Source organism: Phreatobacter aquiterrae (genome assembly GCF_053471285.1).
The window spans coordinates 265421-287740 of sequence record NZ_JBJPHW010000001.1; the positions used below are offsets into that span (position 1 = coordinate 265421).

At 67.7% G+C, this 22320-nt stretch carries 22 protein-coding genes; 12 read left to right on the forward strand and 10 right to left on the reverse strand.

The window, feature by feature from the left end:
• Positions 1-63: 63 nt before the first annotated feature.
• On the reverse strand, positions 64-507 hold the full coding sequence (locus tag ACJ4V0_RS01240; protein ID WP_448297725.1) for an acyl-CoA thioesterase: 444 nt from the start codon (positions 505-507) through the stop codon (positions 64-66).
• Between the two features lie 123 nt (positions 508-630).
• Complete coding sequence (locus ACJ4V0_RS01245) at positions 631-1095, reverse strand: GtrA family protein (RefSeq protein ID WP_448297726.1); 465 nt, start codon at positions 1093-1095, stop codon at positions 631-633.
• A 140-nt stretch (positions 1096-1235) separates the two neighbouring features.
• Between ACJ4V0_RS01245 and ACJ4V0_RS01250 the strand changes: the two genes are divergently transcribed.
• The 7 genes from ACJ4V0_RS01250 (at position 1236) to ACJ4V0_RS01280 (ending at position 8159) form a co-directional block, all read left to right on the forward strand.
• Positions 1236-2285 (forward strand): glycosyltransferase family 2 protein, encoded by a 1050-nt coding sequence (locus ACJ4V0_RS01250; protein WP_448297963.1) that lies wholly within the window; start codon positions 1236-1238, stop codon positions 2283-2285.
• Between the two features lie 28 nt (positions 2286-2313).
• Positions 2314-3111 (forward strand): ChbG/HpnK family deacetylase, encoded by a 798-nt coding sequence (locus ACJ4V0_RS01255; protein ID WP_448297727.1) that lies wholly within the window; start codon positions 2314-2316, stop codon positions 3109-3111.
• 154 nt (positions 3112-3265) lie between these two features.
• Entirely contained in the window at positions 3266-4189 is a 924-nt protein-coding gene (locus ACJ4V0_RS01260) for a DUF6662 family protein (protein ID WP_448297728.1), read from the forward strand.
• Positions 4190-4249: 60 nt separating this feature from the next.
• Positions 4250-4540 (forward strand): hypothetical protein, encoded by a 291-nt coding sequence (locus ACJ4V0_RS01265; RefSeq protein ID WP_448297729.1) that lies wholly within the window; start codon positions 4250-4252, stop codon positions 4538-4540.
• A 103-nt stretch (positions 4541-4643) separates the two neighbouring features.
• Positions 4644-6743, forward strand: a complete 2100-nt coding sequence (locus tag ACJ4V0_RS01270; protein ID WP_448297730.1) for an ABC transporter ATP-binding protein/permease — start codon at positions 4644-4646, stop codon at positions 6741-6743.
• 68 nt (positions 6744-6811) lie between these two features.
• Positions 6812-7477: a winged helix-turn-helix transcriptional regulator gene (locus ACJ4V0_RS01275; protein WP_448297731.1), complete on the forward strand. Its 666-nt coding sequence runs from the start codon at positions 6812-6814 to the stop codon at positions 7475-7477.
• Positions 7478-7559: 82 nt separating this feature from the next.
• Complete coding sequence (locus tag ACJ4V0_RS01280; protein ID WP_448297732.1) at positions 7560-8159, forward strand: LysE family translocator; 600 nt, start codon at positions 7560-7562, stop codon at positions 8157-8159.
• A gap of 12 nt (positions 8160-8171) precedes the next feature.
• Here the strand turns inward: ACJ4V0_RS01280 and ACJ4V0_RS01285 are convergent, their stop codons facing one another.
• The 8 genes from ACJ4V0_RS01285 to ACJ4V0_RS01320 form a co-directional block, all read right to left on the reverse strand.
• Positions 8172-8651: an META domain-containing protein gene (locus ACJ4V0_RS01285; protein ID WP_448297733.1), complete on the reverse strand. Its 480-nt coding sequence runs from the start codon at positions 8649-8651 to the stop codon at positions 8172-8174.
• Between the two features lie 49 nt (positions 8652-8700).
• Positions 8701-10104 carry a sigma-54-dependent transcriptional regulator gene (locus ACJ4V0_RS01290; RefSeq protein ID WP_448297734.1) on the reverse strand — a complete coding sequence of 468 codons (1404 nt, stop codon included), beginning with the start codon at positions 10102-10104 and terminating at the stop codon, positions 8701-8703.
• A 205-nt stretch (positions 10105-10309) separates the two neighbouring features.
• Positions 10310-10939, reverse strand: coding sequence for a Spy/CpxP family protein refolding chaperone (locus ACJ4V0_RS01295; RefSeq protein WP_448297735.1), 630 nt, complete (start codon positions 10937-10939; stop codon positions 10310-10312).
• A gap of 100 nt (positions 10940-11039) precedes the next feature.
• The gene (locus ACJ4V0_RS01300) at positions 11040-11867 is read right to left on the reverse strand and encodes a DUF937 domain-containing protein (protein ID WP_448297736.1); all 828 of its coding nucleotides are present in this window, start codon (positions 11865-11867) and stop codon (positions 11040-11042) included.
• Positions 11868-11939: 72 nt separating this feature from the next.
• Positions 11940-13382, reverse strand: coding sequence for an MATE family efflux transporter (locus ACJ4V0_RS01305; protein ID WP_448297737.1), 1443 nt, complete (start codon positions 13380-13382; stop codon positions 11940-11942).
• Positions 13379-15226 (reverse strand): monovalent cation:proton antiporter-2 (CPA2) family protein, encoded by a 1848-nt coding sequence (locus tag ACJ4V0_RS01310; protein WP_448297738.1) that lies wholly within the window; start codon positions 15224-15226, stop codon positions 13379-13381. The genes ACJ4V0_RS01305 and ACJ4V0_RS01310 overlap by 4 nt, the downstream gene beginning before the upstream one ends.
• Before the next feature lie 95 nt (positions 15227-15321).
• Entirely contained in the window at positions 15322-16737 is a 1416-nt protein-coding gene (gene tldD / locus ACJ4V0_RS01315; protein ID WP_448297739.1) for a metalloprotease TldD, read from the reverse strand.
• Between the two features lie 86 nt (positions 16738-16823).
• Positions 16824-17387 (reverse strand): invasion associated locus B family protein, encoded by a 564-nt coding sequence (locus ACJ4V0_RS01320; RefSeq protein ID WP_448297964.1) that lies wholly within the window; start codon positions 17385-17387, stop codon positions 16824-16826.
• Positions 17388-17957: 570 nt separating this feature from the next.
• Here ACJ4V0_RS01320 and coxB point away from each other — a divergent pair.
• The 5 genes from coxB (at position 17958) to ACJ4V0_RS01345 (ending at position 22286) form a co-directional block, all read left to right on the forward strand.
• Positions 17958-18803 carry a cytochrome c oxidase subunit II gene (gene coxB, locus ACJ4V0_RS01325; protein ID WP_448297965.1) on the forward strand — a complete coding sequence of 282 codons (846 nt, stop codon included), beginning with the start codon at positions 17958-17960 and terminating at the stop codon, positions 18801-18803.
• Positions 18804-18847: 44 nt separating this feature from the next.
• A complete protein-coding gene (gene ctaD / locus ACJ4V0_RS01330) occupies positions 18848-20464 on the forward strand; it encodes a cytochrome c oxidase subunit I (protein WP_448297740.1) in 1617 nt (538 codons plus the stop codon).
• 107 nt (positions 20465-20571) lie between these two features.
• A complete protein-coding gene (locus ACJ4V0_RS01335; protein ID WP_448297741.1) occupies positions 20572-21477 on the forward strand; it encodes a heme o synthase in 906 nt (301 codons plus the stop codon).
• 4 nt (positions 21478-21481) lie between these two features.
• Complete coding sequence (locus tag ACJ4V0_RS01340) at positions 21482-21655, forward strand: cytochrome c oxidase system small membrane protein (RefSeq protein ID WP_448297742.1); 174 nt, start codon at positions 21482-21484, stop codon at positions 21653-21655.
• A 7-nt stretch (positions 21656-21662) separates the two neighbouring features.
• Entirely contained in the window at positions 21663-22286 is a 624-nt protein-coding gene (locus ACJ4V0_RS01345) for a cytochrome c oxidase assembly protein (RefSeq protein WP_448297743.1), read from the forward strand.
• Positions 22287-22320 lie beyond the last annotated feature (34 nt).

The following is a 22320-nucleotide window of genomic DNA, read 5'->3' on the forward strand; positions in this document are numbered from 1 at the left end:
CGATTTGGGGGAACGGTAGAGGCGATCCATAGCGCAAATAAGGCAGGCTGTCGCAAGGAGAGCTCAGCCGAGGCGCGCGATGGCGGCGGCGAGGCTTTCAGGCAGCGGAATCGGCCGGCGGTTCTGCGCATCCACATAGACATGGACGAAATGGCCGTGGGCGATGGTCGCCTCGCCGCCCTTGAGGAAGATGCCGATCTCGTAGCGCAGGCTCGACCGGCCGCGCTCGCCGAAGGTGAGGCCGGCCTCCAGCGCGTCGGGATAGCCCGCCGGCGCGAAGTATGAGCAGCGCGTGTCGACGACGAGCCCCATCCAGGGGCTGACGAGGGGCTGCATGCCGGCCTCTTCGATCAGGAACACGTTCACTGCCGTGTCGAAATAGGAATAGTAGATGACGTTGTTCAGGTGACCGTACTGGTCGTTGTCGGACCAGCGCGTCTGGATCGGCAGGAACCAGCGGAAGTCGCTGCGCGGGCGCGGCACGGGGCGGGAAGGGATCGACGACATCGGCGGTCTCGCTGGTGGATCGGTCGTGGCGAGAACAGCCGATCCGCGGTGCCTTGAAAAGCCCCGCGAACGGGTGGGCCGCCTTTGCTGCCCAAGGGCGTCTGTCGGCCACCCGAATGGCGTCTATCGGCCACCCGAGGAAAACACGAAGATCCGTGCCATGGTGAAGTTGGCGACGAAGGCGAGGCCGATCGGCACGATGGCGGCGAGCGCCAGCGGCAGGTAGCGCACTGCGAAGAGGAAGCTCAGCACCTCGACGGCGAGACCCACCGTTCCCGAGGCGACGAAGCGCAGGTAGGTCGACCAGGACAGGCGGCCGCCGCTCTCGCGGGAAAACGTGAAGAGCGTGTTGAACAGGTAGGAGTTCGACACCGCGACGGCCCAGCCCAGCGCCTTGGCGAGGCCGAGGGCGACGTCGTTGGTGGCAAGGCCCATCGGCGTCAGCGCGAACAGGGTCACGCCGACGGTGATGACGTAGTTCACCACCCCGTTGATGGCGCCGATCAGCCCGAAGGACAGCATCTTGCGTCCCTCGCGAAGCAGCATCGCGCGCAGCGTGCCGGCAGGTCTCTGTTGTCCGTCATTCATCCTGGGGCCGTCGTCTACACGCTTTTGCGTCATGAAACAGCCGGCGCGTGGTGACCATGATGCAGGATCACTCTTCACGGCGACGTGAACTGCGGTATCATGACCCTCTGTTTCAGGAGCGGCTGCGGGCCGTGGACCTCATGAGTATCAGCGACAGGCGCGTCATTGCCTTTCCCGGCACGGAAACCCCACCCTTCGGCCTCACCATCGTGGTGCCGGCCTACAACGAGGCGGAGGCTCTGCCCCACACCCATGCCAAGCTGACGGCTTTCGCCCGCAAGCTGAAGGACGAGCGGGGCCTCGCGGTCGAGATTCTGTATGTCGACGACGGCTCGCGCGACGGCACCTTCGCCGTGGCGCAGGGGCTGAAGGCCGAGGGCGCCGACGTCCAGGTCATCGGCTTCTCGCGCAATTTCGGCAAGGAGGCGGCCCTCCTCGCCGGCCTCGACCATGCCCGCTACGGCGCCGTCATCTTCATGGATGCCGACGGCCAGCATCCGACCCGGGTGGCCGAGACGCTGGTGTCGCGCTGGCTCGACGACGGCTACGACGTGGTCTTCACCTACAAGGCGCACCGCCGCGACGAGCCGCGCCTGCGCACGCTCTTCGTCAATACCTTCTATGGCGTGGTCAATGCCGGCGTCCGCCACAAGATCCCGGCCGATGCCGGCGACTTCCGTCTGCTGTCGCCCCGCGCCGCGGCGGCGCTTCGCCGCCTGCCCGAGCGCGGCCGCTTCTTCAAGGGCCTGTCGAGCTGGGTCGGCTTCCGCCAGATCGGCATTCCCTACGAGCCGGACGATCGCCAGCAAGGCGAAGCCAAGTGGAGCTTCTGGGGCCTGCTGGCCTTCTCCATCGAGGGGCTGACCTCGTTCTCCATCGTCCCGCTGCGGATGGCGAGCCTGCTCGGCGCGCTGCTGGCGGCGGCCGCCTTCTGCTACGGTCTCTACATCGTCGCCGAGACGGTCGTGCTCGGCCGCGGCGTGCCGGGCTACCCTTCCGTCCTCGTCGCCGTCACCTTCATCGGCGGCGTGCAACTGCTCATGATCGGCGTGCTCGGCGAATACATCGGCAAGATCCTCTCCGAGCTGAAGGGACGTCCGGTCTATCTCGTCGCCGAACAGGTGCTGAAGCGCGCGGCGGATCAGCCTGCACTGACCGAGGCGACCGGTCCGCTGGCGCAGGGCGACTGATCGTCCGGCCCGATCGGAAGTCCCGGGAATGAAGCGCCTGATCCTCTGCGCCGACGACTATGCCCTGGCGCCGGGGGTCTCGCGTGCGATCCGCGAACTCGCTGCGGCCGGGCGTCTCAACGCCACCTCGGTTATGACGCCGGGCCCCGATCTCGCGGCCGAAGCCGGGAGGCTGCTGGCCGTCGCCCCGGCCGGCTTCCAGATCGGCCTGCATGTGACGCTGACCGGCGGCCTCAGCCCCTTGACCGCACCGCGCTTCGCCATGGCCGAGGGCATCTCGCCCCTGCTGTTGCGAGCCCATCTGCGCCGTCTCGACCGGCCTGCGATCACCGCGGAGGTCGAGGCGCAGATGCGGGCTTTCATCGCCGCCTTCGGCCGCCCGCCCGCCTTCGTCGACGGGCACCAGCACGCGCACCTGCTGCCGGCGATCCGCGACATCGTCGTCGCGGCGACCGAGCGCCACGCGTCCGGCGCCTGGATCCGCCAGTGCGGTGGCCCCCGCGGCGCGGGGGAGGGTGTCAAGGGACGCGTCATCGCCGCCCTGTCGCGCGGCCTCAGACGAACCCTCGCCCGCCATCACATCCCCACCAACCCGGCCTTCTCCGGCGCCTACGACTTCCGCCGCGCGACCGATTTCGCGACCATCTTCCCGCGCTTTCTCGATGGTCTCCCCGACGGTTCGCTGGTCATGGTCCATCCCGGCTATGTCGATGACCCGCTGAGGCGGGCTGATCCCGTCCACGCGCCGCGCGAGCACGAGAATGCCTATCTCGCGGGGGATCGCTTTCCCGCCGACCTGACCCGCGCCGGCTTCAGCCTCGCCTGACGCGAATCACCAGGATCGCAATGTCTTACTTGCGAATTATTCGCAACAAGCTAGGGTGATGCGCAGAATCATCACTCGCGCTTTGTTGTCGGTATCTGCTTGCCGCCGACCGGGCCTCCCGCATACTCGGGACGGGACATATCGGGGGCTACCCATGAATCGCATCGTTCTCGCAGCCGTGGCCGCCGTCCTGTGGGGCTCTCTCGCCTTCGCCGCCGATGTCTCTCGGCTTCCAGCCCCTGCGGCCACGGAGGCCGCCAGCCCGGACGATGCCTACGGCTTCCTCGACGGCACCGGTGTCGGCAGCCCCGGTGACCGCGGCCTGACCTCCGAGACCACCGCCCGCTTCGGCAAGTTCGACGGCAGCTATGCCGGCATCAACACCAAGCTCGAGGCCGGCTGGACGCCGATCCAGCGCCTGCAGGTCTCGCTCGCGGTGTGGGCCGCCTATCACGACATCCGCAACAACACCGTTCCCGGCTACCCGAACCAGAACCGCTTCGCCTTCGACGGCCTCGCCGGTCAGGTGCGCTATCAGTTGCGCGAGCGCGGAGCGGGGGTTCTCGACCCCGGCCTGACGGTCGGCGTCGAACTGCGCTGGGGCCGTTACTCGGAGGGGCTCGGCATCTCGGCCGAGCGCTTCGCCGCGACCTTCAAGGTGGCGATGGACGCCGCCCTCATCGGTGACCGGCTCTACGGTTCCGTGAACCTCAATCTCGGACCGGGCACCGAGCGTCCACGTGGCGCACCCGGCTATGCCAACGATTCCGGCCTCGAACTGGGCGGCGCGCTCGCCTGGCGGGTCGGCGAGGGCTCCTCGACCTTCGTCGGCGGCAATCTGCGCTATGTCGCGGCCTATGCCGGCGCCTTCCTCAACCAGTGGGGCGGCCATGCCGTGCTCGTCGGCCCGACCCTGTTCCACAAGATCGGCGATGTCGGCCCGTTCAAGGACACCTTCGTCTCCCTCGCCTGGAACGCCCAGGTCTGGGGCCGCGCCGCCGGCGGCGCCACCGGCTCGCTCGATCTCGTCAATTTCGAGCGCCATCAGGTGCGCGTGAAGCTGGGCGGCGCCTTCTAGCGCATTCGCTGTTGCGGGCCGCCATGGATCGGCCATAACTGGCCACGACAAGGCTCGCCGATGGCACGCTTCTTCTTCAATCGCAGGGGACAGGATCCCGAGACGGCCGACGCCTCGCGCCGGCTCACCGCGATGGTGCGCGCAATTCTCTCGCTGTCGGACGACGACGGCGTCACGGTGAGCGAGATCGCCTGCTCGCATCCCGAATGCGGCGACGCCGAAACCATCGTGCTGGTGATGCGGCTCGGCCGCCCGACCGAGGCGGTCAAGGTCGCGAAGGCCATGCGCCTCGTCAGCGAGGAGGAACTGCGCGAGGCCCTCGCCGGCATTCCCTCCGACGTGCCGTCCTGATGCCCCTCTTCCCTTCCGTCAGGGCGCGTGATTGATCGCGCCGCTGCCGTCAGACCAGCCTGCCCAAGTCCAGCCTGCCCAAGTCCAGCCCCGGGGTTCCCTCATGTTTCCCATCGCCATCGCAGCAGCACTGGCCGCCACGGTGCTGGCCGGCGCCAGGGTCGCCGGCTGGATCGACCTGCCGCCCTATGTCTTCGCCCTGACGCTCGTTGCGGCGGGCGTTGCGTGGCTCTCGCGGCCCACCTCGACGCTCATCCGCGCCATCATCGGCTTCCTCGTCGTCTGGCACCTGGCGGCGCTGGCCATCCTGCTCATGAACGAGGCCGGCTTGATCTCTTCCGCGCTCGGTCCCTACCTGCCGACGCGCGCCAGCATCCTGCTCTCGGTGATCTTCGCGGTCGCCGTCTATGCCCTGAGTTTCGTCGGCACCATCCGCCAGATCACGAAACTCGCCGATCCCTTCTTCGAGGCGCGTGACATGGGCGTGGTCCAGCTGCCCTTCGGTCTCAGCCTGCGGATGCAGGAGCGCTATGTCGCCCATGCGCTGCTCTACGTCCTGCTCGCCATCAACATCGCGCAGGTGCTGGCGACAGTGCTCCTCAACCAGTGGAACAACCGCTTCTACACGGCGCTGCAGCAGCGCGCCGAGGCGACCTTCTGGGTGGAGCTCCAGTATTTCACCATCGTCGCCTTTCTTTGGGTGATCCTCGCCGTCTACGAGCTCTACCTCACCCAGTGGACGCAGATGCGCTGGCGGCACTGGATGACCAGCCAGATGACCGGCCACTGGCTGGACGATGGCGGCCACTACCGCATGCGCCTCGCCGGCAACCAGGCCGACAACCCCGACCAGCGCATCGCGGAAGACATCCGCTTGTTCACCGAGAAGTCGCTCGAATACATTCTTCGCTTCTTCTCGGCGATCCTGTCGCTCTACGCCTTCGTGCTGATCCTCTGGGGCCTGTCGGCGAGCTTCAAGTACAATGTGCTCGGCATCGACCTGGAATCCATTCCCGGCTACCTCGTCTATGCGGCGCTCTTCGTCGCCATTTTCGGCACGGTCTGCGCCCATCTCATCGGCCGCAAGCTGATCGGCATCAACTTCCTGCGCCAGCGCTACGAGGCCGATTTCCGCTACAGCCTGGTGCGGGTGCGCGAGAACGACGAGCAGATCGCGCTTCTGAAGGGCGAGCAGGCCGAGGGACAGGGCCTCGCCCGCCGCTTCGCCAATGTGGTCACCAACTGGTTCGACTACATGAAATATACCAAGCGCCTCACCTGGTTTACGAGCTTCGTCAATCAGGGCTCGGTGATCTTTCCCTTCGTCCTGCTGGCGCCGGCCTATTTCTCGGGCGCCGTGCAGCTCGGTGCGCTGACCCAGACCGCCGGGGCCTTCGGCCGGGTGGAATCCGCCCTGCTGATCTTCACCAACCTCTATTCCTACCTGGCCGACTACAAGTCCGTCGTCGACCGCCTCACCGGCTTCGATCGGTCCGCGGACGGTGCGCGCAAGAAGCCGGCGTCGTCCATCGTCAGCGAGCGCAACGGAAACCACCTGCAGCTCGCCAACCTCTCGGTGGCACTTCCCGATGGCAAGGTGCTGGTTTCAGCACCGGATCTCACCGTCAATCAGGGCGATCGGGTGCTGGTGACCGGCCCGTCCGGCTCGGGCAAGTCGACGCTTTTCCGAGCCATTGCCGGCATCTGGCCGCACGGGTCGGGCACGGTGTCCTCACCGAGCGGCGCCGAGATCATGCTGTTGCCGCAGCGGCCCTACTTCCCGGTCGCCAGCCTGCGCGATGCCGTCACCTACCCGTCCGAGCGCGGCGCCTATTCCGATGCCGAGATCGTCGCCGCGCTGGAGGCGGTCAATCTTGCCGCGCTGACGACGCGCCTCGACGAGGAAGCGGCCTGGCACCAGATCCTCTCCGGCGGCGAGCAGCAGCGCCTCGCACTCGCCCGCGCCCTGCTCTCGAAACCGGACTGGCTGTTCCTCGACGAGGCGACCGCGGCCATCGACGAGGCGGGCGAGGCCAATCTCTACAAGGCCATCTGCGACCTTCTGCCGAACGCGACGATCGTCTCCATCGGCCACCGCTCGACCCTGGTGAACTTCCACGACCGCCGCATCCATCTGGTCAAGGACGAGACGGGTCTCCATGTGGCTGCCGACGCACCCCTGATGCCCCTGGCAAAGGTCTGACGCGGGACAGGACGAGGTGGTCCGCTTTTCGGACCGCATTTGTCGCCGGGCCGTGTTAGCATCGGGTCATGTCGACGCATGGTCAGTTCTGCTCGGTGGCGCGAACCCAGGATCTCCTCGGCGGGCGGTGGACGCTGCTCGTGGTGCGCGAACTGCTGTGTGGCGCGCGCCGCTTCAATGAAGTCCGGCGCGGCATTCCCCGCATCTCCCGCACCATCCTTTCGGAGCGGCTGCAGGCGCTCGCCGCGGCCGGCGTCGTGCGCCGCGGTGAGGGTCCGCACGGTCCCGAATATGACCTCACCGAAGCCGGCCGCGAGTTGGTCGGGATCGTGCAGGCGCTGGGGGTCTGGGGCCAGCGCTGGCTGCCGCGCCATGCCGACCGCGAGGAGATCGACCTCGATCCGCTCCTCCTCGACATGCAGCGCCGGGTCCGTCCGGCTGCACTGCCCGCCGAGCCCTTCGTCATCCGCTTCGATCTGAAGGAGCTGCCGGGACGCTTCCTCCTGCTGAAGGATGGGGACATGGCGCTCTGCGGGCATAATCCCGGCTTTCCCGAGCCCCTGTGCGTCGGCGGTCCGGTCGCGGCTCTCGCCGGCTGGTGGCGCGGCGACACCACTTTCAACGAGGCGCGGCGCCATGGCCTCACCCTCACCGGGAACAAGGCATTCGCCGCGGACTTCCCCGGCTGGTTCGATCGCTATCTCTTCGCCGACGTGGCGGCGGCCGCCTCCTGATCGGGTCCGGATTTCGGACCTGACGCGGCCGGCCGGCCGGAGCATCAACGGGTCGATGCTCCAACCTGTCGAGCCCGTCACCATGTCCAGCACCACGCTTCTGGCCATCCCGGCCCTTGCCCTCGTCACCTCGATCAGCCCCGGTCCGAGCAACGTCATGCTGCTCGCCTCGGGGGTGAACTCCGGCTTCCGGCGCACCATTCCGCAGATCCTCGGCATCACCATCGGCTTCAGCACGCTGCTGGTGGCGGCGGGGCTGGGGCTCGGCGCTGTCCTTCGCGCCGTTCCGGCGCTCGAATTCGCCCTGAAGGTCGTGGGCGGCGGCTACCTGCTCTATCTCGCCTGGCGGATCGCCTCGGCCCGGTCGATGGGACCGGAAGCCGTCGGCGGTGCCCGGCCGCTGACCTTCCTCGAATCGGCGGCCTTCCAGTGGATCAACCCCAAGGCCTGGGTCGTGGCCCTGACGGTCATGGCGGTGCATGCCGATCCCGTCTCGCCCCTGGTCTCGGCGGTGCTGATCGCTGCCGTCTTCGCCCTCGTGAACCTGCCGTCAATTTCGGTCTGGGCGGCCTTCGGTACGGCGATGCGCGGCTTCCTCGCCGACCCTGCACGCCTCAGATGGTTCAATATCGCGATGGGTCTGCTGCTCGCCGCGTCCCTCTGGCCGATGCTCCGGGCGTGATCCGCCCCTCGGTCAGAACGCCGGTTCGAAGGTCACCGTGCCGCGGACGCCGGTGAAGGTCATCCCGCGCGCGCCGTGGGGACGCCAGCGGGTGGCTCCCTGGATCGCCCAGAAGATGGCACGCTCCTGCCGGTCGACCTCGCCGCCGCAGCGGCGTTCGATGAAGCTCAGCGGCCCGAAGCGGATGTCGCTCGGCCCCGTGTTGCGGCGATAGTCGGCGCTGACCGGATTGCATCCGCCGAAGCCGGTCATCCTCAGGCCCGGCGTGAAGGTGAAGGCCGGGCGGTCGCTCGCGACCGGCCGACGCCCGTTGATCGAGACGACCGCAAGCCGCACGCCGGTTGGGAAGCTGTGATAGAGCATCACATCGGCGCGCGACGGCGGGCGCGGACGCGGCGGCTCGCGTCGGCGCTGGGCCTCGGCGAGGGTCGTCCCGGTGAGCAGAATGGCGATGGCCAGAGCCGCCGCCCTGGGCTGAAGGATCCTGTTCATCGCCCCCGTTTAGGCAGGAGCGGCTGTGGCTTCAAGCCGTGAGCGAGTCTCAACCCGCCTGCAGCAGCCCTTCGCGCGCCCACGCCTCGCGCTTGCGGTAGATGGTCGAGGGGCTGATCTCCAGCGCCGCCGCAGCGCGCGACAGATTGCCGTCGAAGGCGGCGAGAGCCTCCTCGATGATCCGCCTCTCCTGCTGCCAGTACGGCTCGACGACGGCCCGCGTCGTGAGCGGTCGTACGGCAGGCGCCGGCGGATTCCCGGCCGTGCCGCCGACCTCGTAGGACCCGTGCGCCAGCGCCAGCGGCAGCATGGGCGCGGTCACCCGGTCGCCGTCATGCATGACGACCAGCCGGCGGATGACGTTCTGCAATTGCCGGACGTTTCCCGGCCACTGGAACTGGGAGACGATGCGGGCCGCCGCCTCGTCGAAGCCGCGGAAGTGACGCCCCTCCTCGGCAGAGAAGCGGGCGAGGAAGGCCTCTGCCAGCGCCAGCACGTCGTCGCCGCGCCGCCGCAACGGCGGCAGATGAACAGGCAGCACGCAGAGGCGGTAATAGAGATCCTCGCGGAAGCGGCCGGCTGCGACGTCGGCCAGCGGGTCGCGGTTGGTCGCGCAGATGAAGCGGACGTCAACGCGGCGGATGCGGGTGTCGCCGACGCGGCGCACCTCGCCGGTCTGGATGAAACGCAGCAGCTTGGTCTGCAGCGCGAGGTCCATCTCGCAGATCTCGTCGAGGAACAGCGTGCCGCCATCGGCGAGTTCGGCGGCGCCGGTGCGATCGTCGGTCGCCCCGGTGAAGGCGCCCTTCACATGGCCGAAAATCTCGCTCTCGATGAGGTCCTTCGGGATCGCGCCGCAGTTCAGCGCCAGGAACCGCTCGGCCGGCCGGCCGGATCGCGTGTGGATCGCCTGGGCGGTGACCTCCTTGCCGGTCCCGCTCTCGCCGGTGACGAAGACGGGAGCCTTCGAGGGCGCGATGCGGCGGATCTGCTCGTAGATGTCGCGCATGACCGGAGACGCGCCGACGAAGCCCTCGAAGTCGGTGGCCTCGCGCCGCGAGGCTGGCAGAGCGCGGACAGCCGGGCGCTCCCTGTCGAGAAGCTTGGTCACGCGACGCGACAGGTCGGCCGCAGAAACCGGCTTGCCGGCGACATCGCTCGCGCCGCAGCGCATGGCCTCCACGGCGGTCGCCAGGGAAATGCGGGCGCTGGTGGCGAGGATGGGGCCCTCGTAGCCGGCGAAGCGGATGGTCTCGATGATGTCGGGCGTCGTCGCCGCGCCGTCGTCGAGGCACAGAACGACGAGGTCCGGATCGCCGCGATCGAGGACGGCGAAGGCGCTGTCCATGTCGCCGGCCTCGATGCAGGCGGCGATCGCAGCAAGCGCCTGGCCGACCATGCGTCGCGCTGCCGGATCGCCATCGATGACGAGGATGCGACGCGAGGCAGGCATAGTCGCGGGCTCTTCTGGGCCCAGGAAAGGCTTCATGGCCGGGCGACCCCTCACGCGGACCGAAATGCAACGGCCACACTGTCGACGATCAGGGTAAACGCGGAGTTTCCGCTCTCTTTCCAAACTGCGCTGTCAACGTCCCGAAACGGAACGGGCCCGCGTGAGCGGGCCCGTCGAAATCGTGTGCTGCGAAAGAGCAGGGGCGTCAGAGACGGCCGCCCTCGCCGCCGGGGCCGCGACGCGGGCCGTCCTGGTGACGCTCCCAGCCGCCGCCATGACCGCCCCAGCCGCCGCGGCCGTGGCCGCCCATGCCTTCGCCGCCCATGCCGCCGCCCATCATCATGCCGCGTCCGCGCCACATGCGGTCCAGCCGGCGCTTCTGGGCGTCGTCGAGGGAGGCGTAGAGTGGACCCGCCGCATCGGCGAGCTTGCGCATGCTGGCGGCGTTCTCGGCCATGCGGTCAGCGGCCGTGCGCAGGCGCTGCACCGGGTCGGGACGGGCGGCGTCGCTATTCTGGCGCATCTCGCTCCGGCGTTGCATCCGCTCGGTCATGCGCTGCATGCGCTGGGCGGAAGCCTCGCGCAGGGCAGTCTCCATGGCCGGCCAGTGCCTTTCCTGGTCCGGGGTGAGGCGCAGCATGGCCTTCAGGCCGGCGATGCGCGCATCCGTCATGGCGGCGCGATCCTCCGGCGTCATCTGCATCATGCGGCCGGGGCCACGCTGGCCGCCTTCCGCTCCGGGGCCGCGCGGGCCGCCGGGACCCGGCTGCGCGACGGCTACGGCAGCAATGGCCATGGTGGCCACGACGCCGGCGGCAATGATCAACTTCTTCATAGTGGAATCTCCTCGTGGGGTCGCCCCGATCCGATGAGGAGAATCTACGCCATGGCAGCGCAGGGACCGAGTTAAACTTCGTTCATGTGCGGGCCGGCGATCAGGAAGCCGGCTTCTTGCCGAACTGGGCGAAGAGCGTCTCGAGTTGCGCCAACTGCTGGTCCTGCATTTCGCGGCCGGTCTCGAACATGCGGCCCATGGTGGCGGTCCAGGTGTCGGCCGCCTGCTGGCCGAGTGTCCGCGCGCCGGAAGCCTCGCCGGAGGACGGCTGCGGATTCATCGAGGCGGCGAGCAGGGGATTGGCCGCCTGCATCTGCCGGCTGAGCTCCATCAGCTGGTCGAGCCCGGGAAAGCCGGCGGTCTGGCCCGGCTTCTGCGCCGTTCCCGCTCCGAAGAAGTTGGTGAACATGCCCATCATGCCGCCGACCGGATCGGCCGCTGCCGTCGCCTGCGGCGGCATCATCTGCGTGATCATGGCGGTGATCATGTCGCCGAGTGGGTTCTGACCGCTCATAGCGCCCTTCATGAGCCCGCCCATGATGAGCGAGGCCATGAGCGGCATGACCTGCTTCATCATTTCCTGGCCCATGCCGGTCGCCGCCGCTGTCTGCTGGGCGATGGCCTGGGTTAGTTCCGGCGTCCCGAAGATGCGGGTCAGCGCCTGCTGGCCGGCCGTCATCATGGACTGGCCCGCGCTCGTCGGCGTCTCGAACATCTGGGCGTAGTTCGGCCCTGCGGTGAACAGCCCGAGCAGATTGGCCATGTCGGCCGGCGACTGGGTGGCGCGGTTGAGGCCGAGCGAAAAGGCTGGCAACAGCGCCTCCATCGCGGTCTTGGCCTGCTGGGGCGCCATGCCGAACTGGGTGGCGAACGTGTCGAAGCCCTGCTTCCCCGTGGCCTGGGCGAGGATATCGGCGAGGTTGAACATGATCACGGCTCCCGCGGGAGCCGATTCCCCGACGCCCTTCGGAAGCCATCTAACCACGCTGCCGGTTCAGCGTCACGAGCCGGCCGTTGCCCCCTTGCCGGAGGTGAAGGGCGACAGCCCGCTGACCGGCCCGCCGGGAGACGGTGGCTCCGATGGCGGACGGGTCGCCATGCCGTCGATGACGCGGAAGCAGATGGCGATGGAGAGGATGCCGAACAGGATGCCACCGGCGGCCTGACCGGCGATGATGCCCTCGGCGCCATGGTCGGGACCGGCGATCCAGGCGCCGGCCCAGGCGAAGGGGATGGTGCCGAGCGTGGCACGGCCCCAGTTCAGCGCGGTGGAATAGGTCGGAAAGCCGAGATTGTTGAAAGCCGCATTGCCGACGAAGACGGCGCCGTTGAAGGCCCAGGCGAGCGAGGCATAGACGCAGAAGAAGGCAATTACCGCGGCGGCCATGCCGGTGGCGTCGAACAGGCGGATGATGTGATCGGAGAGCAGCAGCAGGATCAGCCAGACGGCAATGCCGTAGAGGCTGAGGAAGACCAGTGCATCCACCAGCGCCTGCCTCACCCGCGGATAGAGCCGCGCCCCGACATTCTGCCCCATGATCGGGCCGATCGATCCGGATAGCGCGAAGAAGGCGCCGAAGGCGACCGGCACGAGCCGGCCGAGAACCGCCCAGCCGGCCACCGCGCTGTCGCCATAGCGCGCGATCATCGCCGTCACGATGCCGTTGCCGAAGGGCGTCGCGACGTTGGTGAGAACTGCGGGAATTGCGATCGCGGCGATCGGCCTGACGTCTCCCAGAACGGCGGCGAGCTGGGGCGGCGCCGTCAGCCGGTGAACGAGCGTCACCCCGCGCATGCCGATCAGCGCCATGGCGATGCGGGAAATGATGGAGGTGACGGCCGCGCCGTCGACGCCGAGGCCCAGGAAGAAGATGAAGAAGGGGTCGAGGACCGCCGTGACGATGCCGCCCATCAGCGTGACCCACATGGCCCGCCGGGCATCGCCCACCGCCCGGAGGATCGCCGAGTACATCATGCCGAGACCGAGGAAGACGGTCGACGGCACCACCATCCAGAGGAAGCGGTCGGCGATGGCGAGGGTGCGCCCGGTCGCGCCGATGGAGGAGAGGATCCGACCGGAGAAGGGCAGCATGGCCGCCGCGAGCAGGACCATGGCGATGGCCATGACGAAAAGGCTCGATGTGGCGAGCCGGCGTGCCTTCTCGCGGTCCCCGGCTCCCAGCGCCCGTGACACGAGGGCGGTCCCGGCGATGGAAACGCCGATGGCGAAGGATGTCGTGAAGAACAACACAGTGCCGGCATAGCCGATGGCGGCCGCCAGCTCCTGCTCGCCGAGCTGGGCGATGTAGAAGAGGTTGAGCAGGTCGACCAGGAACACCGCCATCAGCCCGACAGACCCGGTCAGGGTCATGACGATGACGTGGCGCATCGTCGGCCCGTGCGTGAACTTGCCCGGCACGCGGACCGGGGCGGCGGCGGTCATCCTGAGAACCTCGTCTCGTCCGCCAGCACGTCCTCGGCCTCGGGGTTCAGCGCCTGGGCCTTGCGGGCCGGTTCGGTCAGCGGCTCGGGCGTCATCCGCTGCTGGTGCATGAGATGGGCGCCGGCCTGCAGGCCTTCGTGCATCTGAAGTTCGAGGCGGGCGGCGTCGCGCTTGCGGACGTCCGAAACGGTCTGACGGGCGATCTCCCGGTCGATGCCGAGCGCGACGAGAGCCTCCTTGCCGAAGGTGAGGGCGCTCTCCAGGACCTCGCGCATTTCGTAATCCACGCCTTCCTTGCGCAGCGCCAGCGCATGCTGGCGGTCGAACGAGCGGACGAAGAGCTTGGCCAGCGGGAATTCTGCCTTCACGAGCTCGACGACCTTGTCGGCGGCGTCCTGTTTGTCGACGCAGACGCAGATGAGGCGCGCGCTGCCTGCTCCCGCCGCCCGCAGGACGTCGAGGCGGGTGCCGTCGCCGTAGTAGATGCGGAAGCCGAAATTGCCCGCCGCCTGGATCATCTCCACGTCGTTGTCGATGATCGTCACCTCGGCGCGTTCCGCCAGCAGCGCCTGCGAGACGATCTGTCCGAACCGGCCGAAGCCGATCATCAGTACCTCGCCGGTGAGGCCTTCCGCGACCTCCACGCCGTCCAGCGATTGCCCGGCAGGCGCGGGAACGAGGAAGCGCATGCCCATCAGCGCCAGCGGCGTCAGCACCATGGAGATGATGACGATGGCGGTGAGCGTGGCATTGGCCTGGCCGTCGATGAGGCCCGTGCTGGTCGCCGCCGCATAGAGCACGAAGGCGAATTCACCGCCCTGCGCCATCATGATGGTGCGCTCCATCGCCTCGCCGTGGCTGGAGCGCAGAAGCCTTGCGACGGCGTAGATCCCGATGCCCTTGGCGATCATGTAGGCGGCGACATAGGCGGCGACGAGCTTCCAGCCGGCGATCACCACCGACACGTCGAGCGACATGCCGACTGCCATGAAGAAGAGACCCAGCAGGATGCCGCGGAACGGCTCCACATCTGCCTCGAGCTGGTGGCGGAAGGTCGATTCCGACAGCAGCACGCCGGCAAGGAACGCGCCCATGGCCATGGAGAGGCCGCCGGTCTGCAGCGCCAGGGCCGATCCCAGCACCACCAGCAGGGCCGCGGCCGTCATCACCTCGCGCGCGCCATAGGAGGCGAGGAACCGGAACAGCGGATTGAGCAAATAGCGGCCGGCGACGATCAGGGCGGTAACCGAGCCGATGCCGATGGCGACCGCCGTCAGCCGCGAGACGAGGTTGCCGTCCTGCGCGCCGGTCACGGCCGGGGCGAGGAAAGCGACGAGCGCCAGCAGCGGCACGATGGCGAGATCCTCGAGCAGCAGGATCGAGACCATCTTCTGTCCGGGCGGGGTATTAAGCTCGCCGCGCTCCTCGAGCGTCTGCATGACGATGGCCGTCGAGGTCATGACGAAGCCCACGCCGGCGACGAAGGACACGGCGGGCGGGAAGCCGCCGGCGAGCCCCATCAGCGTCAGCAGCCCGGCGCAGACGCCGACCTGCAGCAGTCCGAGCCCGAAGATCTGCTTGCGCAGGCTCCACAGCCGCGCCGGGCGCATCTCCAGGCCGATGATGAAGAGGAACATCACGACGCCGAGTTCGGCGATGTGGAGAATGGCGGCAGGGTCCGAGATGAGCCTCAGGCCGAAGGGGCCGATGGCGAGGCCCGCGGCGAGATAGCCGAGGATCGAGCCGAGGCGCGCCCTGCGGAACAGCGGCACGGCGATGACAGCAGCCGCCAGCAGAGTGACGGCGGGAACGACGAAGGCGGTGGGGGAGTGTTCGACGGCCATGCGCTCGCGGGGGCTTTGCGGGAAGAGCGTTCAATCTAGGCGGAACTCACAGGGGCTGCACCCTTGGAGTTTCACGCATCGGGCGCGCGAGACTCTCAGCCCGTGCCGCCGACGGTGATCCTCTCCATCTTCAGCGTCGGCTGGCCGACGCCGACCGGAACCCACTGGCCGGCCTTGCCGCAGGTGCCGATGCCGGTGTCGAGACTCATGTCGTTGCCGACCATGGTGACGCGCTTCATGTCGGCGGGGCCGGAGCCGATCAGCATCGCGCCCTTCACCGGCGCCCCGACCCGGCCGTTCTCGATGCGGTAGGCCTCGGTGCACTCGAACACATACTTGCCCGAGGTGATGTCCACCTGTCCGCCGCCGAAGCTGACCGCATAAAGCCCGTTCTTCACGCTGGCGAGGATCTCGTCCCTCGTATGGCTCCCCCCAAGCATATAGGTGTTGGTCATGCGCGGCATGGGCGCGTGGGCATAGCTCTCGCGCCGGCCGTTGCCGGTGGCGGCGACGCCCATCAGGCGGGCGTTCTGGCGGTCCTGCATGTAGCCGACGAGTCGGCCGTCCTCGATCAGCACGGTGCGGTGCGAGGCCGTGCCCTCGTCGTCGATGGAGATCGAGCCGCGCCGGTCGGCGATGGTGCCGTCGTCGACGACGGTCACGCCCTTCGCCGCCACCATCTCGCCCATCAGGCCGGCAAAGGCCGACTGGCCCTTGCGGTTGAAGTCGCCCTCGAGACCATGGCCCACCGCCTCGTGCAGCATGACGCCGGGCCAGCCCGGACCGAGCACCACATCCATCTCGCCGGCCGGGGAGGGGATGCTCTCCAGATTGACGAGGGCCTGACGGATCGCCTCGTCCGCCGCATGCTTCCAGCGGCCCTCGGTGATGAACTCCGCATAGCCGGCGCGTCCGCCGAAGCCGTGCGAGCCGGATTCCTGCCGGTCGCCGGAGCCCGCCACCACCGAGACGTTGAGACGCACCAGCGGCCGGACATCACGGAAAAGCTCGCCGTCGGGGCGCAGGATCTCCACCACCTGCCAGGAGCCGGCCAGCGACACGGTGACCTGCCGCACCTTGGGGTCTTTCGCCCGGGCGTAGGCGTCGATGACCTCCATGAGCTTCACCTTGTCGGCGAAGGCCGGCGCGTCGAGCGGATTGTCGTCGGCATAGAGACGGATGTTCGAGCGTACGGGGCCGGCCGCCAGCGTTCCCGCATAACCGCCGGCAACCGCCTTGACGGTCTCGGCGGCCCGCTTCAGCGCGGCTTCGGAAACGTCGGAGGAATGGGCATAGCCGACGGCCTCGCCCTTCACGGCGCGCAGGCCGAAGCCCTGGCCATTGTCGGTTCCGGCCTGCTTCAGCCGGCCGTTGTCGAACAGCAGGGATTCCGACTGCTTGTATTCGAGGAAGAGCTCGCCGTCGTCGGCGCCGGCCAGGGCATTGCCGAGAATGGCGCGGGCGGCCGCCGGATCGAGATCGGCGCGGGCAAGCAGGGACAGATCGGCCATGACGGCTCCGGCACGTTGGGGCGGATATCTGAGGTCTATCTAGTGCTCCCCGCGGTGCTTCGCGAGCCCGCAGGGTGGCCGCGCCGTCAGGGCAGGGCCTCGAAGCCCGGCTTGAAGCCGTTCAGCGACACCGGAACGCCGATCCCCTCTTCCGGGGTCTGGAAGATGATGAAGGTGGCGGACTGGCCGCTGCTCATCTGGTTGAGCAGGTTGTCGTCCATCACCACAAGGGCCTCGCAGCCCGAGGGCAGGCAGCGCTCGAACTGGACGCGGCCGACATTGTTGCCGTCGATGGTGAGGCCGAGCCCGGAGGGCAAGAGGACGCCGAGCGGCGCCAGCACCCGCATCAGCCGGCTCCGGCGGTCGGCGGTCTTCAGCACCACCACCACCAGCCCGACATTCGGACGGTCCTCGGCAGTGACATGCTGCCACAGGGCGCATTGCTCGGCGCGGGCGCCGGGCGGCGTGTCGCAGCGCACCTGCCAGTCGCCGTGGGTCGCGCGGATGGCGCCCTGCGCATGGGCGCCGCCGGTTCCGGCGAAGGACAGCGCTGCGGTCAGGGCAAGAACCGCCGCCTGAAGGGCGCCGCGCAGGCGCCGCCGATGCACCGGTCCGTCCGCATGTCCCGATTTCGGCTGAGACGTCCGCATGGTCATCCGTGGGGCTCCAGGGTGATGGCTGTCCGGGGCTCAGGGCGCGGGGCCCGCAAGCGAATCGCCGCGCCGCCGGAGACCGGCCGGCGACGGTGCGAGGGACCATTCCCCTGCAATGGTGTCAAGATTATGCGTCCGCGGCCGGGGTCTCATGCAGGTTTGACGCGGCAGCGCCGCCTTTGCCCCGAATTCGCCCTCCCGGCGGCAGGCAGCATCAGACGGGCATCCGGACCCTGCGGCGCCGACTTGAATGGCTCTAAGGGCGACATTGCGAGCCTGGAGTTTTTGTGTTTCAAGGGGCCAGTGAACCCTCGGCCTGATCGCTTGAGCGATGCATTGATCAAGAATGCGTCCCCGGTCGTAGAGAGAGTGTCACCAAGGTTACGGCGCGTGATCCCCCGATCCGCCGGAACCGCAAGCGGCGAACGAGATAGGATCGAAGTCCAGCAATCTTCGGTCCGCGGTATGGAGCGGATGAACATGGGTTTGGCGATGCTGAACGGCACGTCGGCGGAACGGGGCGGGATCGCCTCCGGAACGCGCATGCCGGGTATCTTGGCACTCCTTATGGCGATGACGGCGGCTCCGGGCTTTGCGCTGGCTCAACAACCCGGGCTCGGCCAACCGGCTCCTGGTGGCCTGGGTCTGCAGCAATCCGCCTCGCCGATCATGGATTTCATCCATTTCTTCCATGACGGCTTCCTGCTGCCGATCATCACGGTGATCTGCATCTTCGTGGCGGGACTTCTGGGCTATTGCCTGGTCCGCTTCTCCGAGAAGCGCAACCCGACGCCGTCCACCACGACGCATCACGTCGGCCTGGAAGTGGCATGGACGGTGATTCCCGTCCTCATCCTGATCATCATCGCCATTCCGTCCTTCCGCCTGCTCTACCAGCAGCAGGTGATCCCGCGCGCCGACATGACGATCAAGGCGACCGGTGCAAGCTGGCGCTGGTCCTACGACTATCCCGATCACGGCAACTTCAACTTCGTCTCCAGCATGCAGTCGGATGCGGAACGCCAGCAGCGTATTCAGGCCGGTACGCCGGCCGGCGAGGTGCCGCGACTTCTCGCCGTGGACAACGAGGTCGTCGTTCCCGTGAACAAGGTCATCCGCGTCCAGGTGACCTCCTCGGACGTCATGCACGCCTTCGCGGTGCCCTCCTTCGGCATCAAGATCGACGCCGTGCCGGGCCGCCTCAACGAGACCTGGTTCCGCGCCACCCGCGAGGGCATCTATTTCGGCCAGTGCTCCGAGCTCTGCGGCAAGGATCACGCCTTCATGCCGATCGCGGTGCGTGTCGTTTCCGAACAGGCCTTCGCCGCCTGGGTTGAGGAGGCGAAGAAGAAATTCGCCTCCGCCGACCGCGCGACCACCGTCGCGGCTACCGAAATCCCTGTGGCGCGCTGACGCGCCGCCTCCCGAGACGATACCTGTCGAGGATCGAACCCATCATGGCTGAGGCTCACGCGACCGCCGGTCACGACCATCACGACGACCACGCCATTCCCACCGGGTGGCGACGCTACATCTATTCGACGAACCACAAAGACATCGGCACGATGTACCTGATCTTCGCGATCTTCGCGGGGCTCATCGGGTTCACCCTGTCCATCGGCATCCGCATGGAGCTGATGGAACCGGGAATGCAGATCTTCTCCAATCCGCACACGTTCAACGTGTTCACCACCGGCCACGGCGTCATCATGATCTTCTTCATGGTCATGCCGGCCCTCATCGGCGGCTTCGCCAACTGGTTCGTGCCGATCATGATCGGCGCGCCGGACATGGCCTTCCCGCGCATGAACAACATCTCGTTCTGGCTGCTGCCGCCGTCCTTCGCCCTCCTGCTGATCTCGCTCTTCGTCGAGGGTCCGACGGGCGCCAACGGCTTCGGCGGCGGCTGGACGATCTACCCGCCGCTCTCCTCCAAGCTCGGCCACCCCGGCCCGGCCATGGATTTCGTGATCCTGTCGCTCCACATCGCGGGCGCCTCCTCGCTCCTCGGCGCGATCAACTTCATCACCACCATCTTCAACATGCGCGCCCCCGGCATGACGCTGCACAAGATGCCGCTGTTCGCCTGGTCCGTGCTGGTCACCGCCTTCCTGCTGCTGCTGTCGCTCCCGGTTCTGGCGGGCGCCATCACCATGCTGCTGACGGACCGCAACTTCGGCACGACCTTCTTCGACCCCGCCGGCGGCGGTGATCCCATCCTGTTCCAGCACCTGTTCTGGTTCTTCGGTCACCCCGAGGTCTACATCCTGATCCTGCCGGCCTTCGGCATCATCAGCCACATCGTCTCGACCTTCTCGAAAAAGCCGGTCTTCGGCTATCTCGGCATGGCCTATGCCATGGTCGCCATCGGCGTCGTCGGCTTCATCGTCTGGGCCCACCACATGTACACGGCCGGCCTGTCGGTGAAGACGCAGGCCTATTTCGTCGCCGCCACGATGGTCATCGCGGTGCCGACGGGCGTGAAGATCTTCTCCTGGATCGCCACGATGTGGGGCGGCTCCATCCGGTTGACCACCCCCATGCTCTGGGCGGTCGGCTTCATCTTCCTGTTCACCGTGGGCGGCGTCACCGGCGTCGTCCTCGCCAACGCCGGCGTCGACCGGGCCCTGCACGACACCTACTATGTCGTCGCGCACTTCCACTACGTGCTGTCGCTGGGCGCCGTCTTCGCGATCTTCGCGGCCTGGTACTACTGGTTCCCGAAGATGTACGGCTACATGTACTCCGAGTTCATCGGCAAGCTGCACTTCTGGGTCACCTTCGTCGGCGTCAACCTGATCTTCTTCCCGCAGCACTTCCTCGGTCTGCAGGGCATGCCGCGCCGCTACGTCGACTATCCCGACGCCTTCGCGACCTGGAACTACGTCTCCTCGATCGGCTCCTATATCGCCGCCGTGGGCGTGGTCATCTTCCTCGCCGGCATCGTCCATGCCTTCGCGAAGAAGCAGCGGGTGGGCGAGAATCCGTGGGGCGAAGGCGCCACCACGCTCGAGTGGACGCTCTCCTCGCCGCCGCCCTTCCACCAGTTCGAAGAGCTGCCGCGCATCCGCTGAACTGCGGCCACCTCACTCAGAAGCCCGGAGCATGACGCCCCGGGCTTCGATCTCGCCCCGAACACTGATCCGAGTTCGCCTTGTCCCTGGTCGACGACACAACGGCAATGAACCGCGGAGCACTGGTCAGCCAGGCTGAACCGGGTGACTTCATCGCGCTTCTGAAGCCGCGCGTCATGTCGCTTGTCGTGTTCACGGCCTTGACCGGCCTGGTTGTCGCACCCGGGTCCCTGCACCCGGTGCTCGCGGCGATCAGCCTCCTGTGCATCGCCGTCGGAGCCGGGGCGTCGGGCGCCCTCAACATGTGGTACGACGCCGACGTCGACGCGCTGATGGCCCGGACCGCGAAGCGGCCGATCCCCGCCGGGCGGGTGGCGCCGGGCGAGGCACTCGCCTTCGGCCTCTTCCTCTCCGCCTGTTCGGTGCTTGTTCTCGGTCTCGTCGCCAACTGGCTCGCCGCCGGCCTGCTGGCCTTCACGATCTTCTTCTACGTCGTCGTCTACACCATGTGGCTGAAGCGCTGGACGCCGCAGAACATCGTCATCGGCGGCGCCGCCGGCGCCTTTCCGCCCATGATCGGCTGGGCCGCCGTGACCGGCGGAATCTTGGTCGAACCGGTGGTTCTCTTCCTCATCATCTTCATCTGGACGCCGCCGCACTTCTGGGCGCTGGCGCTGCTGAAATCCGACGACTACGCCCGCGCCGGCATTCCCATGCTGCCGGTGGTCTGCGGCGAGGACGAGACGCGCCGCCAGATCCTGCTCTACACCGTGCTGCTGGCGCCGGTCGGCATGGCGCCGTGGTTCCTCGGCTTCGCCGGCACTGCCTATGCCGTCACCGCTCTCGTCGGCGGTCTCGGCATGCTGGTCCTCGCCAGCGAGATCTACCGACGCCGCGAGGGCGCCGCCGCCCGCAAGGCCGCCGGCCGTATGTTCGCCTTCTCCATCCTCTATCTCTTCGCGCTCTTCGCCGTGCTCCTTGTCGAGCAGGGCGTCGTGGCGAGGCTGTTCTGAGGAGATGGATGTCGTGACCGAGCGCCCGCTGAAGACCGGCATCGTCCTCACCCCCGAGGAAAAGAGGCGCCAGCGCCAGCGCAACATCGCGATCGCCTTTGCGCTGGTCGGGCTCTGCGCGCTGTTCTGGGTCGTCACCCTGGTCAAGGGGCCGGCCATTCTCAACCGGCCGATGTGAGACCGCGATGAGCGACGCCACGCCGATGACGCCCGAGACCCCCGCGCCGCGCACCTGGAAGCGCGACGTGAAGGTGGCGCTGTCGGCGTTTCTGTTCGGCGCCACCATGTTCGGCGCTGCCTATGCCGCTGTGCCGCTTTACGATCTCTTTTGCCGCGTGACCGGCTTCGGCGGGACGACGATGCGTGCCGAGCGTCCGGCCGACCGGATCATCGATCATACGGTCGATATCCGCTTCGATTCCAATATCGGCCCCGGCCTGCCCTGGCGGTTCCGGGTCGATACCGCCCGCCACACGATCAAGGCGGGCGAGACCCACACCATGACCTATCAGGTCACCAACACCGCGAGCGAACCGATCACCGGCATGGCGACCTACAATGTCGCCCCGTCGGAGACGGGGCGCTTCTTCAACAAGCTGGAGTGCTTCTGCTTCACGGAGCAGACCCTGGCGCCCGGCGAGACCCGCGAGTTCACGGTCGTCTATTTCGTCGATCCGGCGATCGTCGATGATCCGGGTGCCCGCTCGGCCAACACGATCACGCTCAGCTACACCTTCTTCCGCCAGAACCAGCCCCCGAAGCCCATCGCCCAGGGTGCAGGTTCCACCGCGGCATCGCGAACCAACTGACAGACCGACGCGCCGGCCGACACCGGTGCGAAGA